At 62.3% G+C, this 15676-nt stretch carries 18 protein-coding genes; 12 read left to right on the top strand and 6 right to left on the bottom strand.

Annotation, left to right across the window (positions count from 1 at the left end; genetic code table 11):
- Positions 1–46 precede the first annotated feature (46 nt).
- Positions 47–1210 carry an extensin family protein gene (locus JQ567_RS23615; RefSeq protein ID WP_212441021.1) on the top strand — a complete coding sequence of 388 codons (1164 nt, stop codon included), beginning with the start codon at positions 47–49 and terminating at the stop codon, positions 1208–1210.
- 436 nt (positions 1211–1646) lie between these two features.
- Here the strand turns inward: JQ567_RS23615 and JQ567_RS23620 are convergent, their stop codons facing one another.
- The gene (locus tag JQ567_RS23620; protein ID WP_212441022.1) at positions 1647–2330 is read right to left on the bottom strand and encodes a L,D-transpeptidase; all 684 of its coding nucleotides are present in this window, start codon (positions 2328–2330) and stop codon (positions 1647–1649) included.
- 392 nt (positions 2331–2722) lie between these two features.
- Here JQ567_RS23620 and JQ567_RS23625 point away from each other — a divergent pair, with 392 nt between their 5' ends.
- Positions 2723–3700, top strand: coding sequence for a magnesium transporter CorA family protein (locus tag JQ567_RS23625; RefSeq protein ID WP_212441023.1), 978 nt, complete (start codon positions 2723–2725; stop codon positions 3698–3700).
- A gap of 248 nt (positions 3701–3948) precedes the next feature.
- Positions 3949–4179: a hypothetical protein gene (locus JQ567_RS23630; RefSeq protein WP_212441024.1), complete on the top strand. Its 231-nt coding sequence runs from the start codon at positions 3949–3951 to the stop codon at positions 4177–4179.
- Positions 4180–4413: 234 nt separating this feature from the next.
- On the opposite strand, the gene JQ567_RS23635 is transcribed toward JQ567_RS23630, so the two are convergent.
- Both JQ567_RS23635 and pdxH read right to left on the bottom strand, forming a co-directional pair.
- Positions 4414–5166: an SDR family NAD(P)-dependent oxidoreductase gene (locus JQ567_RS23635; protein WP_212441025.1), complete on the bottom strand. Its 753-nt coding sequence runs from the start codon at positions 5164–5166 to the stop codon at positions 4414–4416.
- A gap of 19 nt (positions 5167–5185) precedes the next feature.
- On the bottom strand, positions 5186–5827 hold the full coding sequence (gene pdxH / locus JQ567_RS23640) for a pyridoxamine 5'-phosphate oxidase (RefSeq protein WP_212441026.1): 642 nt from the start codon (positions 5825–5827) through the stop codon (positions 5186–5188).
- 122 nt (positions 5828–5949) lie between these two features.
- On the opposite strand from pdxH, the gene JQ567_RS23645 reads away from it, so the two are divergent.
- The gene (locus tag JQ567_RS23645; protein ID WP_212441027.1) at positions 5950–6354 is read left to right on the top strand and encodes an RT0821/Lpp0805 family surface protein; all 405 of its coding nucleotides are present in this window, start codon (positions 5950–5952) and stop codon (positions 6352–6354) included.
- Between the two features lie 150 nt (positions 6355–6504).
- Positions 6505–7455, top strand: coding sequence for a DnaJ C-terminal domain-containing protein (locus tag JQ567_RS23650; RefSeq protein ID WP_212441028.1), 951 nt, complete (start codon positions 6505–6507; stop codon positions 7453–7455).
- 359 nt (positions 7456–7814) lie between these two features.
- On the opposite strand, the gene JQ567_RS23655 is transcribed toward JQ567_RS23650, so the two are convergent.
- Both JQ567_RS23655 and JQ567_RS23660 read right to left on the bottom strand, forming a co-directional pair.
- Positions 7815–8588, bottom strand: a complete 774-nt coding sequence (locus JQ567_RS23655; RefSeq protein WP_212441029.1) for an anti-sigma factor — start codon at positions 8586–8588, stop codon at positions 7815–7817.
- 82 nt (positions 8589–8670) lie between these two features.
- On the bottom strand, positions 8671–9159 hold the full coding sequence (locus JQ567_RS23660) for an RNA polymerase sigma factor (protein ID WP_209846728.1): 489 nt from the start codon (positions 9157–9159) through the stop codon (positions 8671–8673).
- A gap of 265 nt (positions 9160–9424) precedes the next feature.
- Here JQ567_RS23660 and JQ567_RS23665 point away from each other — a divergent pair, with 265 nt between their 5' ends.
- Positions 9425–10024, top strand: a complete 600-nt coding sequence (locus tag JQ567_RS23665) for a histidine phosphatase family protein (RefSeq protein ID WP_212441030.1) — start codon at positions 9425–9427, stop codon at positions 10022–10024.
- A 180-nt stretch (positions 10025–10204) separates the two neighbouring features.
- Positions 10205–11293 (top strand): chorismate synthase, encoded by a 1089-nt coding sequence (gene aroC / locus JQ567_RS23670; protein ID WP_212441031.1) that lies wholly within the window; start codon positions 10205–10207, stop codon positions 11291–11293.
- A 43-nt stretch (positions 11294–11336) separates the two neighbouring features.
- Here aroC and JQ567_RS23675 read toward each other — a convergent pair whose 3' ends face one another.
- Positions 11337–11870, bottom strand: coding sequence for a helix-turn-helix domain-containing protein (locus JQ567_RS23675; protein ID WP_212441032.1), 534 nt, complete (start codon positions 11868–11870; stop codon positions 11337–11339).
- Positions 11871–11982: 112 nt separating this feature from the next.
- Between JQ567_RS23675 and JQ567_RS23680 the strand changes: the two genes are divergently transcribed.
- The 5 genes from JQ567_RS23680 to JQ567_RS23700 all read left to right on the top strand — a co-directional run bounded on the left by JQ567_RS23680 (position 11983) and on the right by JQ567_RS23700 (position 15092).
- On the top strand, positions 11983–12375 hold the full coding sequence (locus JQ567_RS23680) for a nuclear transport factor 2 family protein (RefSeq protein WP_212441033.1): 393 nt from the start codon (positions 11983–11985) through the stop codon (positions 12373–12375).
- Complete coding sequence (locus JQ567_RS23685) at positions 12375–12899, top strand: DUF3237 domain-containing protein (protein ID WP_212441034.1); 525 nt, start codon at positions 12375–12377, stop codon at positions 12897–12899. Before JQ567_RS23680 ends, JQ567_RS23685 begins: the two co-directional genes overlap by 1 nt.
- 95 nt (positions 12900–12994) lie before the next feature.
- Positions 12995–13531, top strand: a complete 537-nt coding sequence (locus tag JQ567_RS23690) for a MarR family winged helix-turn-helix transcriptional regulator (protein WP_212441035.1) — start codon at positions 12995–12997, stop codon at positions 13529–13531.
- The gene (locus JQ567_RS23695; RefSeq protein ID WP_212441036.1) at positions 13512–14135 is read left to right on the top strand and encodes a gamma carbonic anhydrase family protein; all 624 of its coding nucleotides are present in this window, start codon (positions 13512–13514) and stop codon (positions 14133–14135) included. Before JQ567_RS23690 ends, JQ567_RS23695 begins: the two co-directional genes overlap by 20 nt.
- A gap of 45 nt (positions 14136–14180) precedes the next feature.
- Positions 14181–15092: a DMT family transporter gene (locus JQ567_RS23700; RefSeq protein ID WP_212441037.1), complete on the top strand. Its 912-nt coding sequence runs from the start codon at positions 14181–14183 to the stop codon at positions 15090–15092.
- Positions 15093–15676: the final 584 nt, after the last annotated feature.

A 15676-nucleotide genomic window follows, 5' to 3' on the forward strand; every position in this document is an offset into this window, starting at 1 on the left:
GATCCGCCAAAGTGCTGGTGTTTTGGCGTTCGATCATGGAATTGACATGAACTGTAGCGCGGAGAAAGCAAGCCGAAAATGGGCTTTTGGCGCCTTTGGTCGCACGGCGGCGGCAATGGTTACCGTTGCGGCGGGCTTGCTTGTGCTCGGTCTGCTCTCCGACCAGGCGCTGGCCGCGAAAACGTCCCGGCAGCCGGGGTGGCAGTCGCCTTGGGGCGATCTGTTCGGGATCCATCCGCCGAGGCAGCGTGGAAAGGTCCACCGTGCGGCGGTACCGCTGCCGCGACCGCGCCCGGCCGATGCACCAACCGCTGAGCCCGCCAAGCCCACGGCTGACGAGTCCTCCAAGGAAGCTGCCAAGGAAGCTGCCAAGGAAACGGCCAAGGAGACCACAAAAGAAGGCAAGCCCACCGAACAGGCCGCACCCCAGCCACCTCCGCCCTCGGCCTGCCGGCTGGCACTGACGGAGGCCATCGCCATTGCTCCCAGCATTCCCGACATCCGTGGCGCCGGTGGCTGCGGGGGCGAGGACCTGGTGCGGCTCGAGGCGATCGTGCTGCCGGACAAGCGTCAGGTCTCGGTGAAGCCGGCGGCGATCCTGCGCTGCGCGATGGCCTCTGCATTGGCGGACTGGATCCGGACCGACATCGCGCCGCTGGCGGGGCGCCTCGGCAGCACGATCAGTGATCTCGACAATTTCGACTCGTTTGAATGCCGCGGCCGCAACCGCATCGTCGGCGCAAGACTCTCCGAACATGGCCGCGCCAATGCGCTCGACGTCCGCGCCCTCAAGCTGGCCAATGGCCGCTCAATCTCGCTCACCGATCGCACCGTGCCGCGCGAGGTGCGCGAAGCCGTGCTGCATTCGGCGTGCGCGCGGTTCTCGACGGTGCTGGGTCCGGGGTCGGACTGGTACCACGAGGACCACATCCATCTCGACCTGATGGAACGGCGGAACAACTATCGGATCTGCCAATGGGACGTGTGGGACCCGCTGCCGCAGAAAGCGCCGCTGATGCCGGCCGAGCGGCCGGAAGAGGCGCCGCCGCGCGAGGTTGCCGCCAAACCCGAAGCGGCCAAATCGGACGCTGCCAAACCCGCTGCGGGGAAATCCAGCGCCGCCCCGGCGGATGAGAAATCCGATGCAGTGGAAGTGGCGCCCAAGCCAAAGCCCGCAACAAAAAAACGCCGGCAAAACCGGCGCTCCTGATTGTCCTTGCGCGGCGTCATTTGTCGTCAGTTAGAGCGTTTTTGAGCGAAGCATGCCCTCGGACTTGATCCGGGGGTGGATACCGGTTCGCGTGAAGAAAACGCGTCAAAACAAGAGTCTGGAGCTTCGGTTCTGATTCCATCAGAACGATAGGATTCTAGCGCGCCAGTCGTGCCCTAAACGTGACGATTCATTGACCGCATTGCTGTTGCAATCGGCCGTAATTCCAGCGTTTACGTGCCATCTGGGCTTGCCGCGGGAGACGGCTGTGTCTTTCTGGCCGCATGGCCGCGGACCCCGTGGATTTTGGCCGACATTTTGGCCACGCCCGGGGTTTCAGCGCCCCGTAGCCGCGCGTTCTCCGCGACACCGACCGACAAATAAAAAACGCCGGCAAGGCCGGCGTTTTGATCGCGTTGCGATGGGATGCAATCCGCTATTGCGTTATCGAGCTGCCGCCGCCCTGGAGCGCCATCTTCGAATTGTACGGCGAGTCACCCTGCTTCGGGTCCAGCACCACCACGATCGTACCTTGCTTGACCTTGCTGTAGAGGTCGATGACGTCCTCATTGGTCATGCGAATGCAGCCCGAGGAAATCGATGCGCCGATATATTCCGGCTGGTTGGTGCCGTGAATCCGGAACAGGGTGTCGCGGCCGCCCTGGTAAAGATAGAGGGCGCGGGCGCCGAGCGGATTGTCGACGCCGCCGGGCACCGAGGCGGGCAGGCCTTCAATGCGCTTATGGATATCCGCGGTTGGCGTCCATTTCGGCCATTCCGCCATGTTGCCAACCTTGGCAATGCCGGAGAACGCCAAGGCTTCTTCGCCGACGGTGATGCCGTAACGGATCGCCTTGCCGCCGTCCTGCACCAGGTAAAGATAGTGGTTGTCGGAATCGACCACGATCGTGCCGGGTAGTTCGCGGCGGTGATAGTCGACGATGGCGCGGCGGAACGGTTCGGCCACGGCAACCTTGGCGTAACGCGCCTTTGCGAGCTGGACCTTGTCATTCGGCTTGAGCGTGGCCTCGGGCGCAGCCTGATAGCTCGTGGTCTGCATGCAGCCCGACAACATCAGGCCTGCAGCCAGAATTCCCAACTTTGCCTTCAGCGACGTCATTGCGCACTTCCAATCGACGATACCGCGGTTACGCGCCAATTTGCGCCGCAAACGCCACGATTCCATTAATCCCATTATTGGCAAAAACCGGTAATTATTCCAGTGCTTAGACGCTTGTTCGGCGCTGCGGGAGCCTGGCTGTGGCTTTTTTGCCGCAAGTTTTTCGATTTCCGGTTGATTTATAGGCAACGCCGGCGTCCTTGCCGAATCGTGGCCACGCTACCGCCACCCCGCCGCCATAAATGTGGATGGCGGGTTAATACGCCAGTCATCAAGCGCTTGCCAGAATCGCGTTTAGTCCGCTGGGTGGCGGTGTCGCGCGGGAGCGGATCCCGGGTTCGCGCGACGACACGTCAGGACCAAAAGACGACCGCCCTGTTCCGGAGTTCCCCATGTTGTCAGTGTACGTCCCCTCTGAATCCACTCTGAAGAAAGTCGAGGTGCCAGAGCCGGCGACTTTGCCGGAAAGCGCGGTCTGGATCGACATGGTGAAACCGACGACCGAGGAAGACCGGGCCGTGGAGCGGCTGACCGGGATCGCGGTGCCGACCCGGGAGGACATGCAGGAGATCGAGATTTCCAGCCGGCTCTATATCGAGAATGGCGCGCGCTACATGACCGCGACGTTGATGTGCCATTCCGATACCGACATGCCGCGGACGACGGCCGTCACCTTCATCATGGCCGGTCACCGGTTGGTAACCGTGCGCTACGACATGCCGAAGCCGTTTGCACTGGTGGAGAACAAGCTGGGGCGGTCGTGCATGCCGGGCATAACAGGCGAAATGGTGCTGATGGAACTGGTCGACGCGGTGATCGACCGTTGCGCCGACATTCTGGAAAAGGTCGGCGCCGACGTCGATCAGGTTTCCCATGACATCTTCGAACCCGAAAGCGAGCGTCACGGCCAGGCCAAGCGATATTCGCAGATCCTGATCGCGATCGGGCGCAAGGGGGATTTGACCTCGAAGGTCCGCGAGAGCCTGGTCTCGGTCGGCCGTGTCGTCACTTTCCTCTCGGCGGTCATGGAAGGCGTCAAATGGTCCAAGGACATGCGCGAGCAGCTCAAGACCATGCAGCGCGACGTGTCCTCGCTGACCGACCACGCGTCCTACCTCTCCAACAAGATCACCTTCGTGCTCGACGCCATGCTGGGCGTCGTCAATCTCGAGCAGAACAACATCATCAAGCTGTTCTCGGTGATGGCCGTGGTCTTGATGCCGCCGACGCTGATCGCCTCGATCTACGGCATGAATTTCAAGGCGATGCCGGAGCTCGAATGGGCGCACGGCTATCCGATGGCGCTGGTGATGATGCTCATGGCAGCCGTGCTGCCTTACTTTCTTTTCAGATGGAAGAAGTGGCTGTAGTCACAACCTGACTGTTCGCCACGGTGACTGTCGTCACCAAGGTGACTGTTGTCACCGAGGTGACTGTCGTCACCGAGGTGGCCGTAGTAACCGAGATGTTAAGGCGCGCGCATGATCTCGGGGGTATTCATGCGCCTGCAAAAAAAACAGGAAGCTGCCCCATTTGTACGAGTAAAATTTGAGCGTCGCGATGAACCTTTGCGCGACAGCTTTCTGCGATAACGCTGTCACAAGCCGCGAGGACAGCAATGGTTGAAAAATTCATAACGTCACCCCGCAACGTCATCGATTTTGCGCGCTACCAACAGGGCCGCATCGTTGGCAAGGCGCAGGCGATCGCGGCGCGGCTCTGCCGGCATTGCGGTGCTGCGCTTGCCGATGGCGAGAACGAAGACGAATGCTCCAGCGCCTTCAACATCGAGGCGCAGGACCTGCGAACCGCGCCACGGAAAACGCGGAGCAAGTTTTACGCGGAGTGAAGCGCGCCAGCGTTTTCGCGTGAAGCATGCCCTCGGACTTGATCCGGGGGTGCAAACCGGTTCGCGCAAGGAAAACGCGTCAAAAAGAAAATCCAGAGCTTCGGTTCTGATTCAATCAGAACCGATCATGCGCCAGAGCGTTTTCCAGCGAAGTGGACACCGGTTCGCGTCAAGAAAACGCGTCAAATCAAAAATCTAGAGCCCCGTTCCGATTCAATCGGAACGGAAAAGGCTCTAGACGTGCTGGCCGCCGTTGATGTGGATCTCGGCGCCGTTCACATACGAACTGGTTTCGGTACACAGCACGTAGATGATCTTGGCCACCTCGTCCGGTGTACCGAGCCGATGCATCGGGATCTGCTGGTCGACGATCTTCTCGGTGCCCGGCGACAGGATCGAGGTGTCGATCTCGCCCGGTGCGATCGAATTGACGCGGACGCCGACACGGCCGAAATCGGACGCCATTTCACGTGTGAGTGAAGCAAGTGCCGCCTTCGACGTCGCATAGGCCACGCCCGCGAACGGATGCACGCGCGAGCCCGCAATCGAGGTGACGTTCACCACCGAGCCCTTGGTGGCCTTCAATTCCTCGATCAGCCCGCGCGCCATCATGATGGGCGCGAAGAAATTCACCCGGAAAACATGGCTCCAGGTCTCGATGTCGGTATCCATGGTGCCCATCCGCGTGCCTTCAGCGGTCTTCGGCGAAATCGCGGCATTGTTGACCAGCGCGTGCAGCGCGCCGCCTTCGAGGCGTTCGCGGATTTCCGAAATCGCCCGTGTGGTATCGGCATGGTCGGCAAGATCGACCTGGATGTGATCCTCAGGCCCGGCGTCCCACGGACAGTTGTCGGGGAAGGGATGCCGCGAGCAGGTGATGACGCGCCAGCCCGCCGATGAAAAGCGGATCACCGTGGCATGGCCGATGCCGCGGCTGGCCCCGGTCAGGAGCAGCGTGCGTCGCGGCGTGTTGGTGGAAGTCGACATGTCTTTCAGGCTTTCGGCGTCAGGGGTAGAGCCGCACTTTGGTCCATGGTTGAACCGGCGCGTCGCGGCGGAATTCGATGCGGTCGTGGAGGCGGAACGGACGGTCGTGCCAGAATTCGAAACGGACCGGTTCAATGCGCCAGCCGCTCCAGCCTGGCGGACGCGGCACCTCGCCGATGATGTGCTTGGCGGCAACCAGCGCGATCGCTTGTTCGAAGGCAAAGCGGCTTTCCAGCGGCTGCGACTGCTTGCTGGCCCAGGCGCCGATCTGCGCCTGTTTCGGGCGGGTGGCGAAATAGGCGTCGGCTTCTTCCGGTGTCACGGGCGACACGTTGCCGCGGATACGCACCTGACGGCGCAGCGATTTCCAGTGAAATAGTAAAGCCGCCTTAGGATTTGCGGCGAGTTCGCGACCCTTCTGGCTGGCGATGTGGCTGTAGAACACGAAACCATCTGCATCATAGCCTTTCATCAGCACCATGCGGACATCGGGAAGTCCGTCGGCATCGACGGTTGCGAGCGCCATCGCGTTGGGATCGTTCGGTTCTGCCTTCACGGCTTCGGCGAACCACGCACCGAACAACGCAAATGGTTCCTCGGCGGCGGTAAAATCACCCGATGTTAACGGTGTCGGGTGTTTGATGGAGGTTGTGTCGGTCATGCCAGGAGTTCCAGTTGCGTCCGTTCGCGTTAGAGAGCGCGCTACAGCCCCAGTATAGGTTCGCCCTATATAGGATATGGGGACGCGTTGGCCTATCCGCGATCCGGCCGGCGGGCGCGGTGATGACCATGATTTTGATCGGCCTCGGCGCGGGCGGTTGCAGCCTGTCTCGCTCCGACGCTCTCGCCAAGCTGGAAGAAAAAGACGTCACGGGGTCGGTGACGCCCCAGGCCGCCCCTCCGGTACCGACCGAGAGCGATCTCGCCTTTGCCCGCACAGCCGCCTCCGATGTATTGACCAAGGGCGGCAAGGATTCCAGCCAGCCCTGGGAGAACCCCGAAACCGGCGCGCGGGGTTCGGTGACGCCGCTGTCCCAGGCCTATGCCTCGGACGATGGCCGTACCTGCCGGGATTTCCTGGCCAGCTACGTCAAGGATCGTGCGGAAAGCTGGCTGCAGGGCGCCGCCTGCAGGGGTGAACAGGGTCGATGGGAAATTCGTACCCTCAGGCCCTGGAAACGGAGCTAAGCTACCCCCAAGAATCATGAGGGCCCGTTTTGAGGGTCAGTTTTCAGGGGCATCGGCAGTTGCAAAAATGCAACTGGCTCCCCAGATGAAGGCAAAGCGGGCGAATAGCCCAAGAGTTAGAACCGATTTCCCGTGAAGGAGACGTGACGGATGCGCGACCCCTATGAGGTCTTGGGGGTGCCGCGGGGCGCCAGCGCTGCGGCGATCAAGAGTGCTTACCGCAAGCTCGCCAAGAAGCATCACCCCGACAACAACACCAACGATCCGAAATCCGCGGCGCGTTTTTCCGAGATCAACTCGGCCAACGAGATCATCGGCGACGAGGACAAGCGCAAGCAGTTCGATCGCGGTGAGATCGACGCCGAGGGCAAGCCGCGCTTTCAGGGCTTTCCCGGCGGCGGCCCGCGCGGCCGTGCCGGCGGTCCGGGCGGCGGCTTTGAAAGCCACACTTTCCGTACCGGCGGCGGTCCCGGCGGCGGCTTCGAGGACATCCTCAACAGCATGTTCGGCGGCGCGGCCCGCGGGCAACGTCCCGGCAGCGGCAGCGCATTTGAATTCGATACCGGCGGCATCGGCCTCGATCTCGATCTCAGCGTCGCCATGACGGTGTCGCTGGAGGAGTCGGTCAAGGGTGCCGAGAAGCGCGTCCGCTTGCCGACCGGCAAGGAGCTCAATGTCAGGATACCGGCAGGCGTCGCCGCCGGTCAGCAGATCCGGCTGAAGGGCCAGGGCGAGACCGCGCAGGGTCATCCGCCGGGCGACCTTCTGATCACCGTCAGCGTTGCGCCGCATCCCTTCTTCAAGATCGACGGCAGCGACTTGCGGCTCGATCTGCCGATCACGCTCTATGAGGCGGTGCTCGGGGCCAAGATTCGGGTGCCGACCCTCGGCGGCGCGGTCGAATTTCCGATCCCGAAGAACACCTCCAGCGGTCGCACCTTCCGTCTCAAGGGCAAGGGGCTGCCGAAGGCAGGCGGGACCGGCGACCTGTTCGTCACGACAAGGATTATTCTTCCCGACGGGAACGATGCCGAGCTTGAAGCATTGATGCAAAAGTGGCGCGACGGCCACCCTTACAATCCGCGCAGCGATTTCGGCTGACCAAAAACACGTCTAATAAAACAGCGGAGTGCGGCAGGCCATTTCCCGATACAATTCAGGCGCTTCCCTTAAAAAGGGCGGCCTCGAAAGGGGGACCAGCGCGGTACCAAACCCCGATCGAGGCCGCTTGCGCCGATCGGCGGATCGAACGCTGCTCATTTTCGCGTGATCACCCAGTGCGATAATGAGACGCGCCGATGTCTTGATTCCAGATTTTCGATGTCAGAATTGGGACAAGTGGCTTGACGTAAAGCGTTTTCGAGCGAGACGTGCCCCGCGCTTGATGCGGGACGGACACCGGCTCGCGCCAGGAAAGCGCATCAAACAAGAGACTTGTTCAACCCGGGCGGTGCGAGCGTTCAACCCCCGGTCTTTTCCATCTGGTCGTACACGGACTGGGCTATCTGCGTCAGTCGGCCACGGTCGCCGACGCTGCTCACCACCACATAGGCCACGCCGCGATCGGCCCAGAACAGGGCGCTCTCCTTGCCCTCCGACGAAAATCGCATCTGCGTCGCCTCGGCTTCCGACTTTGCCGTGTAGATCGTGAAGCGCTCGCCCGATGCGCTCTCATACATCATGAACGAGGCAGGCCCGGTGGCGCCGGGCAACAGCCGCCCGCCGACCAGCTTCAATCCCGCCGCGGTCAATTCCGGCGCGCGCACCAGCCAGCCGCAGCGCTTGGTCAGCCATGCCTGCAGATGCGCGCGTTCGCTGCCGGGTACTTCGACGGGATGGCGCACTTCGACCACATAGAGCCGGTGCGCATCGAGCGCATCCGTCGTGAAACTCTGCAGCGCCGAGGGTGCCGCTGCAGCCCCGCGCGCCATCCAGCCGACGCCGCCGCCGACAATGAATGCCGCCAGCGTTGCGGCAATCGCGCCGTAGAACCATTTGCGCGGCTGGCGCACCAGCCGCTCGATCTCGAGCCGCCTCGGCACCGCCTCGTCGACGATGCCGTCGTAGCGGACATGCAGCGCTTCCGCCATCGTGCGCCACGACCGCACGCGCGCCGCATCGTCGGGGTGCGCCGCGAGCCATGCTTCGACATCGCCGCGGCGCTCCGCCGGCAGCTCGTTGTCGACGTAAGCATGCAGCTCGTCTTCGGTGACGGGAATATGGGGGTTGGTCATCGTCGTCGTCTCTGTCTATTCCGGATCGGAATCTGCCTATGCATATCGCCTGCCATCACGAGTCTTGTTTGCATCACCTGCATCACTTCACCCGTCTGAGCGCGGTGCGTTCGCCCTCGAGCGAGGCTTTGACGTGCGCGCGCGCCCGGGCAAGCCGGGACATGACAGTCCCGATCGGTACGCCCTGGATGTCGGCGACCTCGCGGTAACTCAACCCTTCCAGCATCACCAGCAGCAGCACCGAGCGCTGCTCTTCCACCAGCGTCGACAGCGCGCGGGCGATGTCACGGCCTTCCGCTTCGGTGCCGCTGGCGTCCGGGTTGTTGTCGAGCAGCGGCATGAATTGCGGCCGCCGCGCCAGCGATCGCCGCCGGTTCTTGTTGAGGTTGGTCAGGATCGTATAGAGCCAGCTCCTGACGTCGCCGCCGAGAAACAACCGTTCCGAACGCAACGCGCGCACCAGCGTGTCCTGCACCAGATCGTCGGCGATATCGGCATCGCGCGCGAGCGCGCGCGCGTAGCGGCGCAGCGCCGGGATCATGGCTTCGACACTTTGGCGAAACGCGGTCATTGTCACCAGATATTCAGGTCATTCCGGCGCGAACGCCATATCCAGCATAACACCCAATCGACGCGTCTATTCCGCCCATTGAGGCTCACGCAAGACAGCGTTAATCCAGGTTAATCTCAAGCTTAATCCCAAGATTAGCCTCAAGCGGATTTGGGCTGTACCCCGCTGGAGTGCTGGTGTACCTCAAATCGTAATACCAAGCGCGACTGGAAGCCGCATGCCGCGCGCTCTCCCATTCGTTGCCTGAGGAATAGCCGCCAGTCCGATGCCTGCGCCTGTCATCTATTACATTCGCCATGGCGAGACATCGTGGAATGCCGAAGGCCGGTTGCAGGGCGTGCAGGACATTCCGCTGAACGATCTCGGCCGCAGGCAGGCGGTCCATGCCGGCAATGTCCTCGGCGATCTCTTTGCCCGCCATGGCCGCGACAAATCGGAGCTGGCGTTTGTCGCGAGCCCGCTGATCCGCGCCCGCGCGACGATGGAGCTGGTGCGCGGATCACTGAAGCTGCCGCGCGACGGCTACGCGCTCGACGACCGTTTGCGCGAGATCGGCTACGGCCAGTGGGAAGGCGCGACGCTATCAGAGTTGCAGCTGCGCGACCCCGATCTCTATGCCAAACGCCAGACCGAGAAATGGACGGTGTCGCCGCCCGGCGGCGAGAGCTATGTCGACGTGCAGGCGAGGATGCAGGATTGGTACGCGTCGGTGGCGGCGGACACGGTCGCGGTGGCGCATGGCGGCACGGCGCGGGCCCTGATGGTGGCGCTCGGCATCGAGACGCCGCTCAGCGCGGCTGACCTGACCATCGAGCAGGGCGCCGTTTACGTCTTTCGGGACGGGGCGCTGCAGAAGTATAGTTAAATCCGCATCCCCATCCCCCGTCATTCCGGGGCGCGAAGCGAACCCGGAATCTCGAGATTCCGGGTCTGGTGCTAGCGCACCATCCCGGAATGACGGCCTAACGTTTGACCGCGGGGGGCGCGCGCGTTACCACACGACATAATCGTTGTATGTCAACGCAAGCACAAACGCGAAGCAACCATGTCCTTCAACACCTTCGGCCACATGTTCCGGGTCACGACCTTCGGCGAGAGCCACGGGATCGCGATCGGCTGCGTGGTCGACGGCTGCCCGCCGCTGATCCCGCTGACCAATGAGGACATCCAGATCGATCTCGATCGCCGCCGTCCCGGCCAGTCGCGCTTCACCACCCAGCGCCAGGAACCGGATGCGGTCAAAATCCTGTCCGGCGTGATGGCCCATCCCGAGACCGGGGTGCAGGTGACGACGGGAACGCCGATCGCGCTTCTGATCGAAAACACCGACCAGCGCTCGAAGGACTATTCCGAGATCAAGGACAAGTTTCGTCCCGGCCACGCCGACTTCACCTATGAGGCCAAATATGGCCTGCGCGACTATCGCGGCGGCGGACGCTCGTCGGCGCGCGAGACCGCGACGCGGGTCGCGGCCGGCGCCATCGCGCGAAAGATCCTGCCCGATGTGAAGGTGCGCGGCGCGCTGGTGCAGATGGGCCCGCACAAGATCGATCGCGAGAAGTGGGACTGGGACGAGATCGCGCGCAATCCGTTCTTCTGCCCGGACAAGGACAAGGCCGCGTTCTTCGAGCAATATCTGGACGGTATCCGCAAGAGCGGCTCCTCGATCGGCGCCGTGATCGAAGTCGTCGCCGAAGGCGTGCCGGCCGGCCTCGGCGCGCCGATCTACGCCAAGCTCGACGGCGAACTGGCGGCGGCGATGATGAGCATCAACGCGGTGAAGGGCGTCGAGATCGGCGCCGGCTTTGGCGCCGCCGAATTGTCGGGCGAGCAAAACGCCGACGAAATGCGCACCGGCAACAACGGCACGCGGTTTTTATCAAATCATGCCGGCGGCGTGCTCGGCGGCATTTCCACCGGCCAGCCGGTCGTGGTGCGCTTTGCGGTGAAGCCGACGTCGTCGATCCTGTCGCCGCGCCAAACCGTGGATCGCTCCGGCGCCGACACCGACATCATGACCAAGGGTCGTCACGACCCCTGCGTCGGCATCCGCGCGGTGCCGGTCGGCGAAGCCATGATGGCCTGCGTGCTGGCGGATCATCTGCTGCGCCACCGCGGGCAGGTCGGCGGGTGAACCCGGAAATTACGTTGCGTTGCCCCGAACCACGGCTGCGTTGTCAATTTTGAGCGCGAGCAGCTTTGAAAGCCGCTTTCTTGGCTTCGCGCTCTCTCGCAAAAGCCTCGCCAAATCGCGGCACTAGTTGGTCTTGGCGCATATCCCCTCCGCAGATCTGACACACGGGGCCTAGTCCCGGATCCTGGCCGCACGGAATATGAGTGTAGTGAATGGCGCGCTCCTCCTTCTCGGACTTCAACCAGGTCTCTCCCCACGATCGCAGCGCCAGCAGTACGGAATAGAACGCGAGTCCAGCCTCCGTAAGGTAATAGTCGTGCCGAAGTGGGCGAGTGCTGTAAGGGCGGCGCTCGACCAGACCGTCGGACTCCAGTTTTTTTAGACGGGCGGCGAGCATCTGCGGAGTCGCTCCCATCTGTGCCTGGATTTCTTCGAAGCGACGGTTGCCCATGGTCAACTCCCGCAAGACGAGCACCGTCCAGCGATCGCCGACGATGCTTAGCGCGCGCGCGACTGGGCACCCGGTCTCTTTCGACACCGGAGAAGAAATCGTCGGCTTAGTGCCTTTCTTTATCATAGCATCTTGACCCTATGAAAATCATATGCGCATATAGGCGCCTTCGCAGGTGAGTTGCAAGCGCTCTGGGAGCGTATCCCGCTGCAGCTGCATGACAAAAAGGAGAGGTTTTATGTCCAAGAACTTGAACATCGCCGAGATCGCGGATCGCTACGCCGCCGCCTGGTTGTCCCACAATCCGGACGCCATCCTCGCGCTCCACGCACCAGACTCAAAATTCCAGGCTCATGGCCGGACCGATGAAGTAAAAGGTAACGCCGCCTTGCGTGAGGAGTTTGCGCAGATCTTCGAGCGCTATCCTGATTTCGGCGTCGTGACGGATCGCCTGTTGGTCGGGGATAATCACTGGACGCTTGACTGGACACTCACCTTCCAGCCGCCCGGCAAGGATCGACGCAGTTTTCGCGCTCTCGACGTTGTCGAAGTGGATGCCAAGGGCTTGGTCACACGGAAAGACACGTTCTTCAACTTTGCCCAGGTCAAAGCCGCGTTCGAAGCGGCATGATGGACACGAACATGACGAACGCGAAAACTCTCGCTGACCAGAAGACACCGGTGTTCGATCGCGCGTTGATCAACGCGTTGCCAGTCGAGCATCTGTGCGATCTCAGCATTGATCTGGAACTCCGCCAGGTGATCCCGACTCCCCTCGGCACGCGTGTGACCGTTGTGGTGAAAGGCGGCCGTTTCGAAGGTCCACGCTTCCGGGGCGAAATGCTGCCAGGCGGCGGCGACTGGGTCTCCGTCGGCGCCGACGGCATCAGTCGCATGGATGTTCGTGCAACCATGCGCACCCACGACGGTGTTCTGATCCACTATGAGTCGCAAGGCGTCCTTAGTTTTCTGGGAGACGGCCGTGAGCGTCTGGCAAAGGGCGAGCGGGTGTCCTTCGACGACAGCTATGTGCGGCCAACGCCCAGGTTCGAGACGTCAGACGAGCGCTACGCCTGGCTTTGCGGAATCGTCACCGTCGGATACGGCGAATACGGCGTGGGGCGGATCGATCATCGGCTGTTTCGCATCCTCTGAGCCTGGCGGTCAGGCAGCGCGGCTTTGCCGCCGCCACAGGTCATCCTCCAAATGAAGGTCTTCCAGTCTTCGGCATTCTCATGTATGCATAGCCTATGCATGAATTGCTAGCAAACAAGCTAGCTGCTCTGTCGATCGCCATCGACGACCGAACGGACGCCGGCGCACGGCGTTCCCGTTCGGCAGCAGCTGCTTTGCAGACACTCCGCCATTGGGGGGCGCTGACCGCGACCGAGTTGGCCAGAATCCTGGGTGTCTCGCAGCCGACCATGGTGCGTGTTGTGGATGGCCTGATCCGGGAGCGGCTGGTCATACGCCGCGGCAAACAAGCGCGTCGCGTGGAGCTCGAGTTGACCCGAGCCGGCCGCAGCGAAGCTGCGCGCCTGCGGCGCGCGCGCCTGGCTGATGTGTCGAACCTCCTCCGCGCGCTTGACGTCGAGCAAGCGCGCTCTTTCGAAGAGTCGGTGGACCTCCTGTTGGCGGCCATCACGGATGGCCGTCCAACCGCCCGACGGATCTGCCGATTTTGCGCCCATGACATATGTGACGGACCCGCATGCCCTGTGGGCTCGCGGGCGACGACGCTTGAAGGTGAACTCAAGGAGAAGCCGCGTGGCGATATTGGAGCATGAGGGCCTCCGCCCAAAAATAGACCCGACAACGCGTATCGCGCCAACTGCTACGGTTTGCGGTGACGTGACGATAGGGCCGAACACATCAGTTGGATTCGGCGCGGTCATCGTCGCTGAGAGCGGTCCGGTCGAGATTGGCGCAAATTGCGTCATCATGGATACCGCAGTCCTGCGTGGCCTAAAGCACGCGAAGCTGACGCTCGGGGACAATGTACTGGTTGGACCTCACGCCTATCTAACAGGGTGCACGGTTGAAGACGATGTATTCCTCGCGACCGGGTGCACGATCTTTAATGGCGCTGTCATTGGCTGCCAATCGGAGGTGCGTATCAACGCCATTGTCCATCTAAGGACAAGGTTGCCCAAAGGCTCGATGGTGCCGCTAAACTGGATCGCCGTCGGCGATCCCGCCGTCGTTCTGCCTCCCGAGGATCACGAGAAGATCTGGGCAATCCAGAAACCTCTGGACTTTCCACGTTACGTCTTTGGTGTTGAACGTCCTCCGCCGGGAGAAACCATCATGCCCGAAGTCATGCCCCGCTATGCGGCCGCATTGCGCCGGCGTCACGCGACTGACCGTGAGGTCGACATCGTCAGCCTGTAAGCGTGTAGCTCCGCGTCAAGGACACGCGCATCACCTGGAAACAACTTGGCCTTTTCCCCGAACATTCGCGGAAGTCTGTTGATGGCCGCCGCCATGGCGAACTTCACGATCGTCGACGCAATCACCAAGGCGGTGTCGACCGAAATGAATATCGGCGAGATCATGCTGGTGCGGGGCGTGTTCGCGATTGCGCTGATCGCAACGCTCGCATGGCATCGAGACGCGCTGCGGCCGCTGTCCACGCTCATGATGAAGCCGATCGCGCTACGGGTGGTCGGTGAAATCGGCGGTACGGTTTCGTTCATGGCGGCGATCGTGCACCTGCCGCTCGCCAACGCCGCCGCGATCGTTCAGGCGCTGCCGCTGGCCATCACATTCGGTGCCGCGTTGATTTTCGGCGAGCCGGTCGGCTGGCGCCGCTGGCTCGCCATCACCGCCGGTTTCGTCGGCGTCCTCATCGTGGTTCGGCCGGGCGCTGAAGGCTTCAGCCAGTTTTCGCTGCTGGCGCTGACCGCGGTGGTGTTCTGTGCCGTGCGCGACCTTGCGACCAAGCAGGTTCCTGTGGAGATTCCCTCGCTGTTCATTACCCTGGTGACGACCGTAACGGTTGCGATAACCGGAGCCGTGATACTGGTTCCGCTCGGCGGCTGGACGCCGCCATCCGGTCGCGCGCTCGGCCTGCTGGCATTCGCCGCGGTTCTGCTTCTGATCGGCTACCAATGCATCATCATGGCGTTGCGGTCGGGCGATATCTCGGCGGTGGCGCCGTTCCGTTATTCCGCGCTGCTATGGGCGATGCTGCTCGGGTACCTGGCGTTCGGCGATGTGCCCGACGCGACGATGGTGACGGGTGCTTCGATCATCGTGCTGTCCGGCCTCTACGCCTTCTACCGCGAGCGCAAGCGTCATCGGCCGGTGGCGGCGGACGCATCCGGCCCGCCGCCCGAAGGGCTGTGATCGCGCCTTGCGCCCTGCCGCCGAAATCGCCAACCCTGACCGCGTCGTCTCGCGTGCAAACGAAATTTCGCGGGCCGTGTGCGACAGAATAGCCCGACGGGCAAATCAGTTCTGATTTACGGAAATCGTGTCAAGCCCCGGAATCAAAAATATTTCGCTTTTCCAGAAGTCGAAATCATGGCACATAATAGCCATCCCGTCCCACTCAGAGGGCGGCGGCCGTCGTCACGGACGTTGGACGGGTTGCGGTGGACGCTGATGTTGCGACTGACGAGCGCAGCTTGAGCGTACGGTAAAGACGCGTGGTCCTGACTTGCCCCGTATGCTGGCGTCAAGTTCCAAAGAAGCTAACGCTTCCGAGGGGCGACGGTGACAACGAGCACGGCCCGACCGGGGAGATCGCGTTATAAGCCGTAAAGCCATTGCGCAGGGAATGTCGGATGCTCTCCGCTGCCCTGTATGCTCGTGTGCACCATTTTGTTGCACAATCGCACACGAGACCGCGGGTGCAGCGCGCACCCGGCATTCCCTGCGCCCTCTGTTTTCAGTGGGCGAAGAATCCAGCATAGCCCGGGCTTATGGAT

It is taken from the genome of Bradyrhizobium sp. AUGA SZCCT0431 (assembly GCF_018131065.1).
In the GTDB taxonomy this organism is placed as follows: Bacteria; Pseudomonadota; Alphaproteobacteria; order Rhizobiales; family Xanthobacteraceae; genus Bradyrhizobium.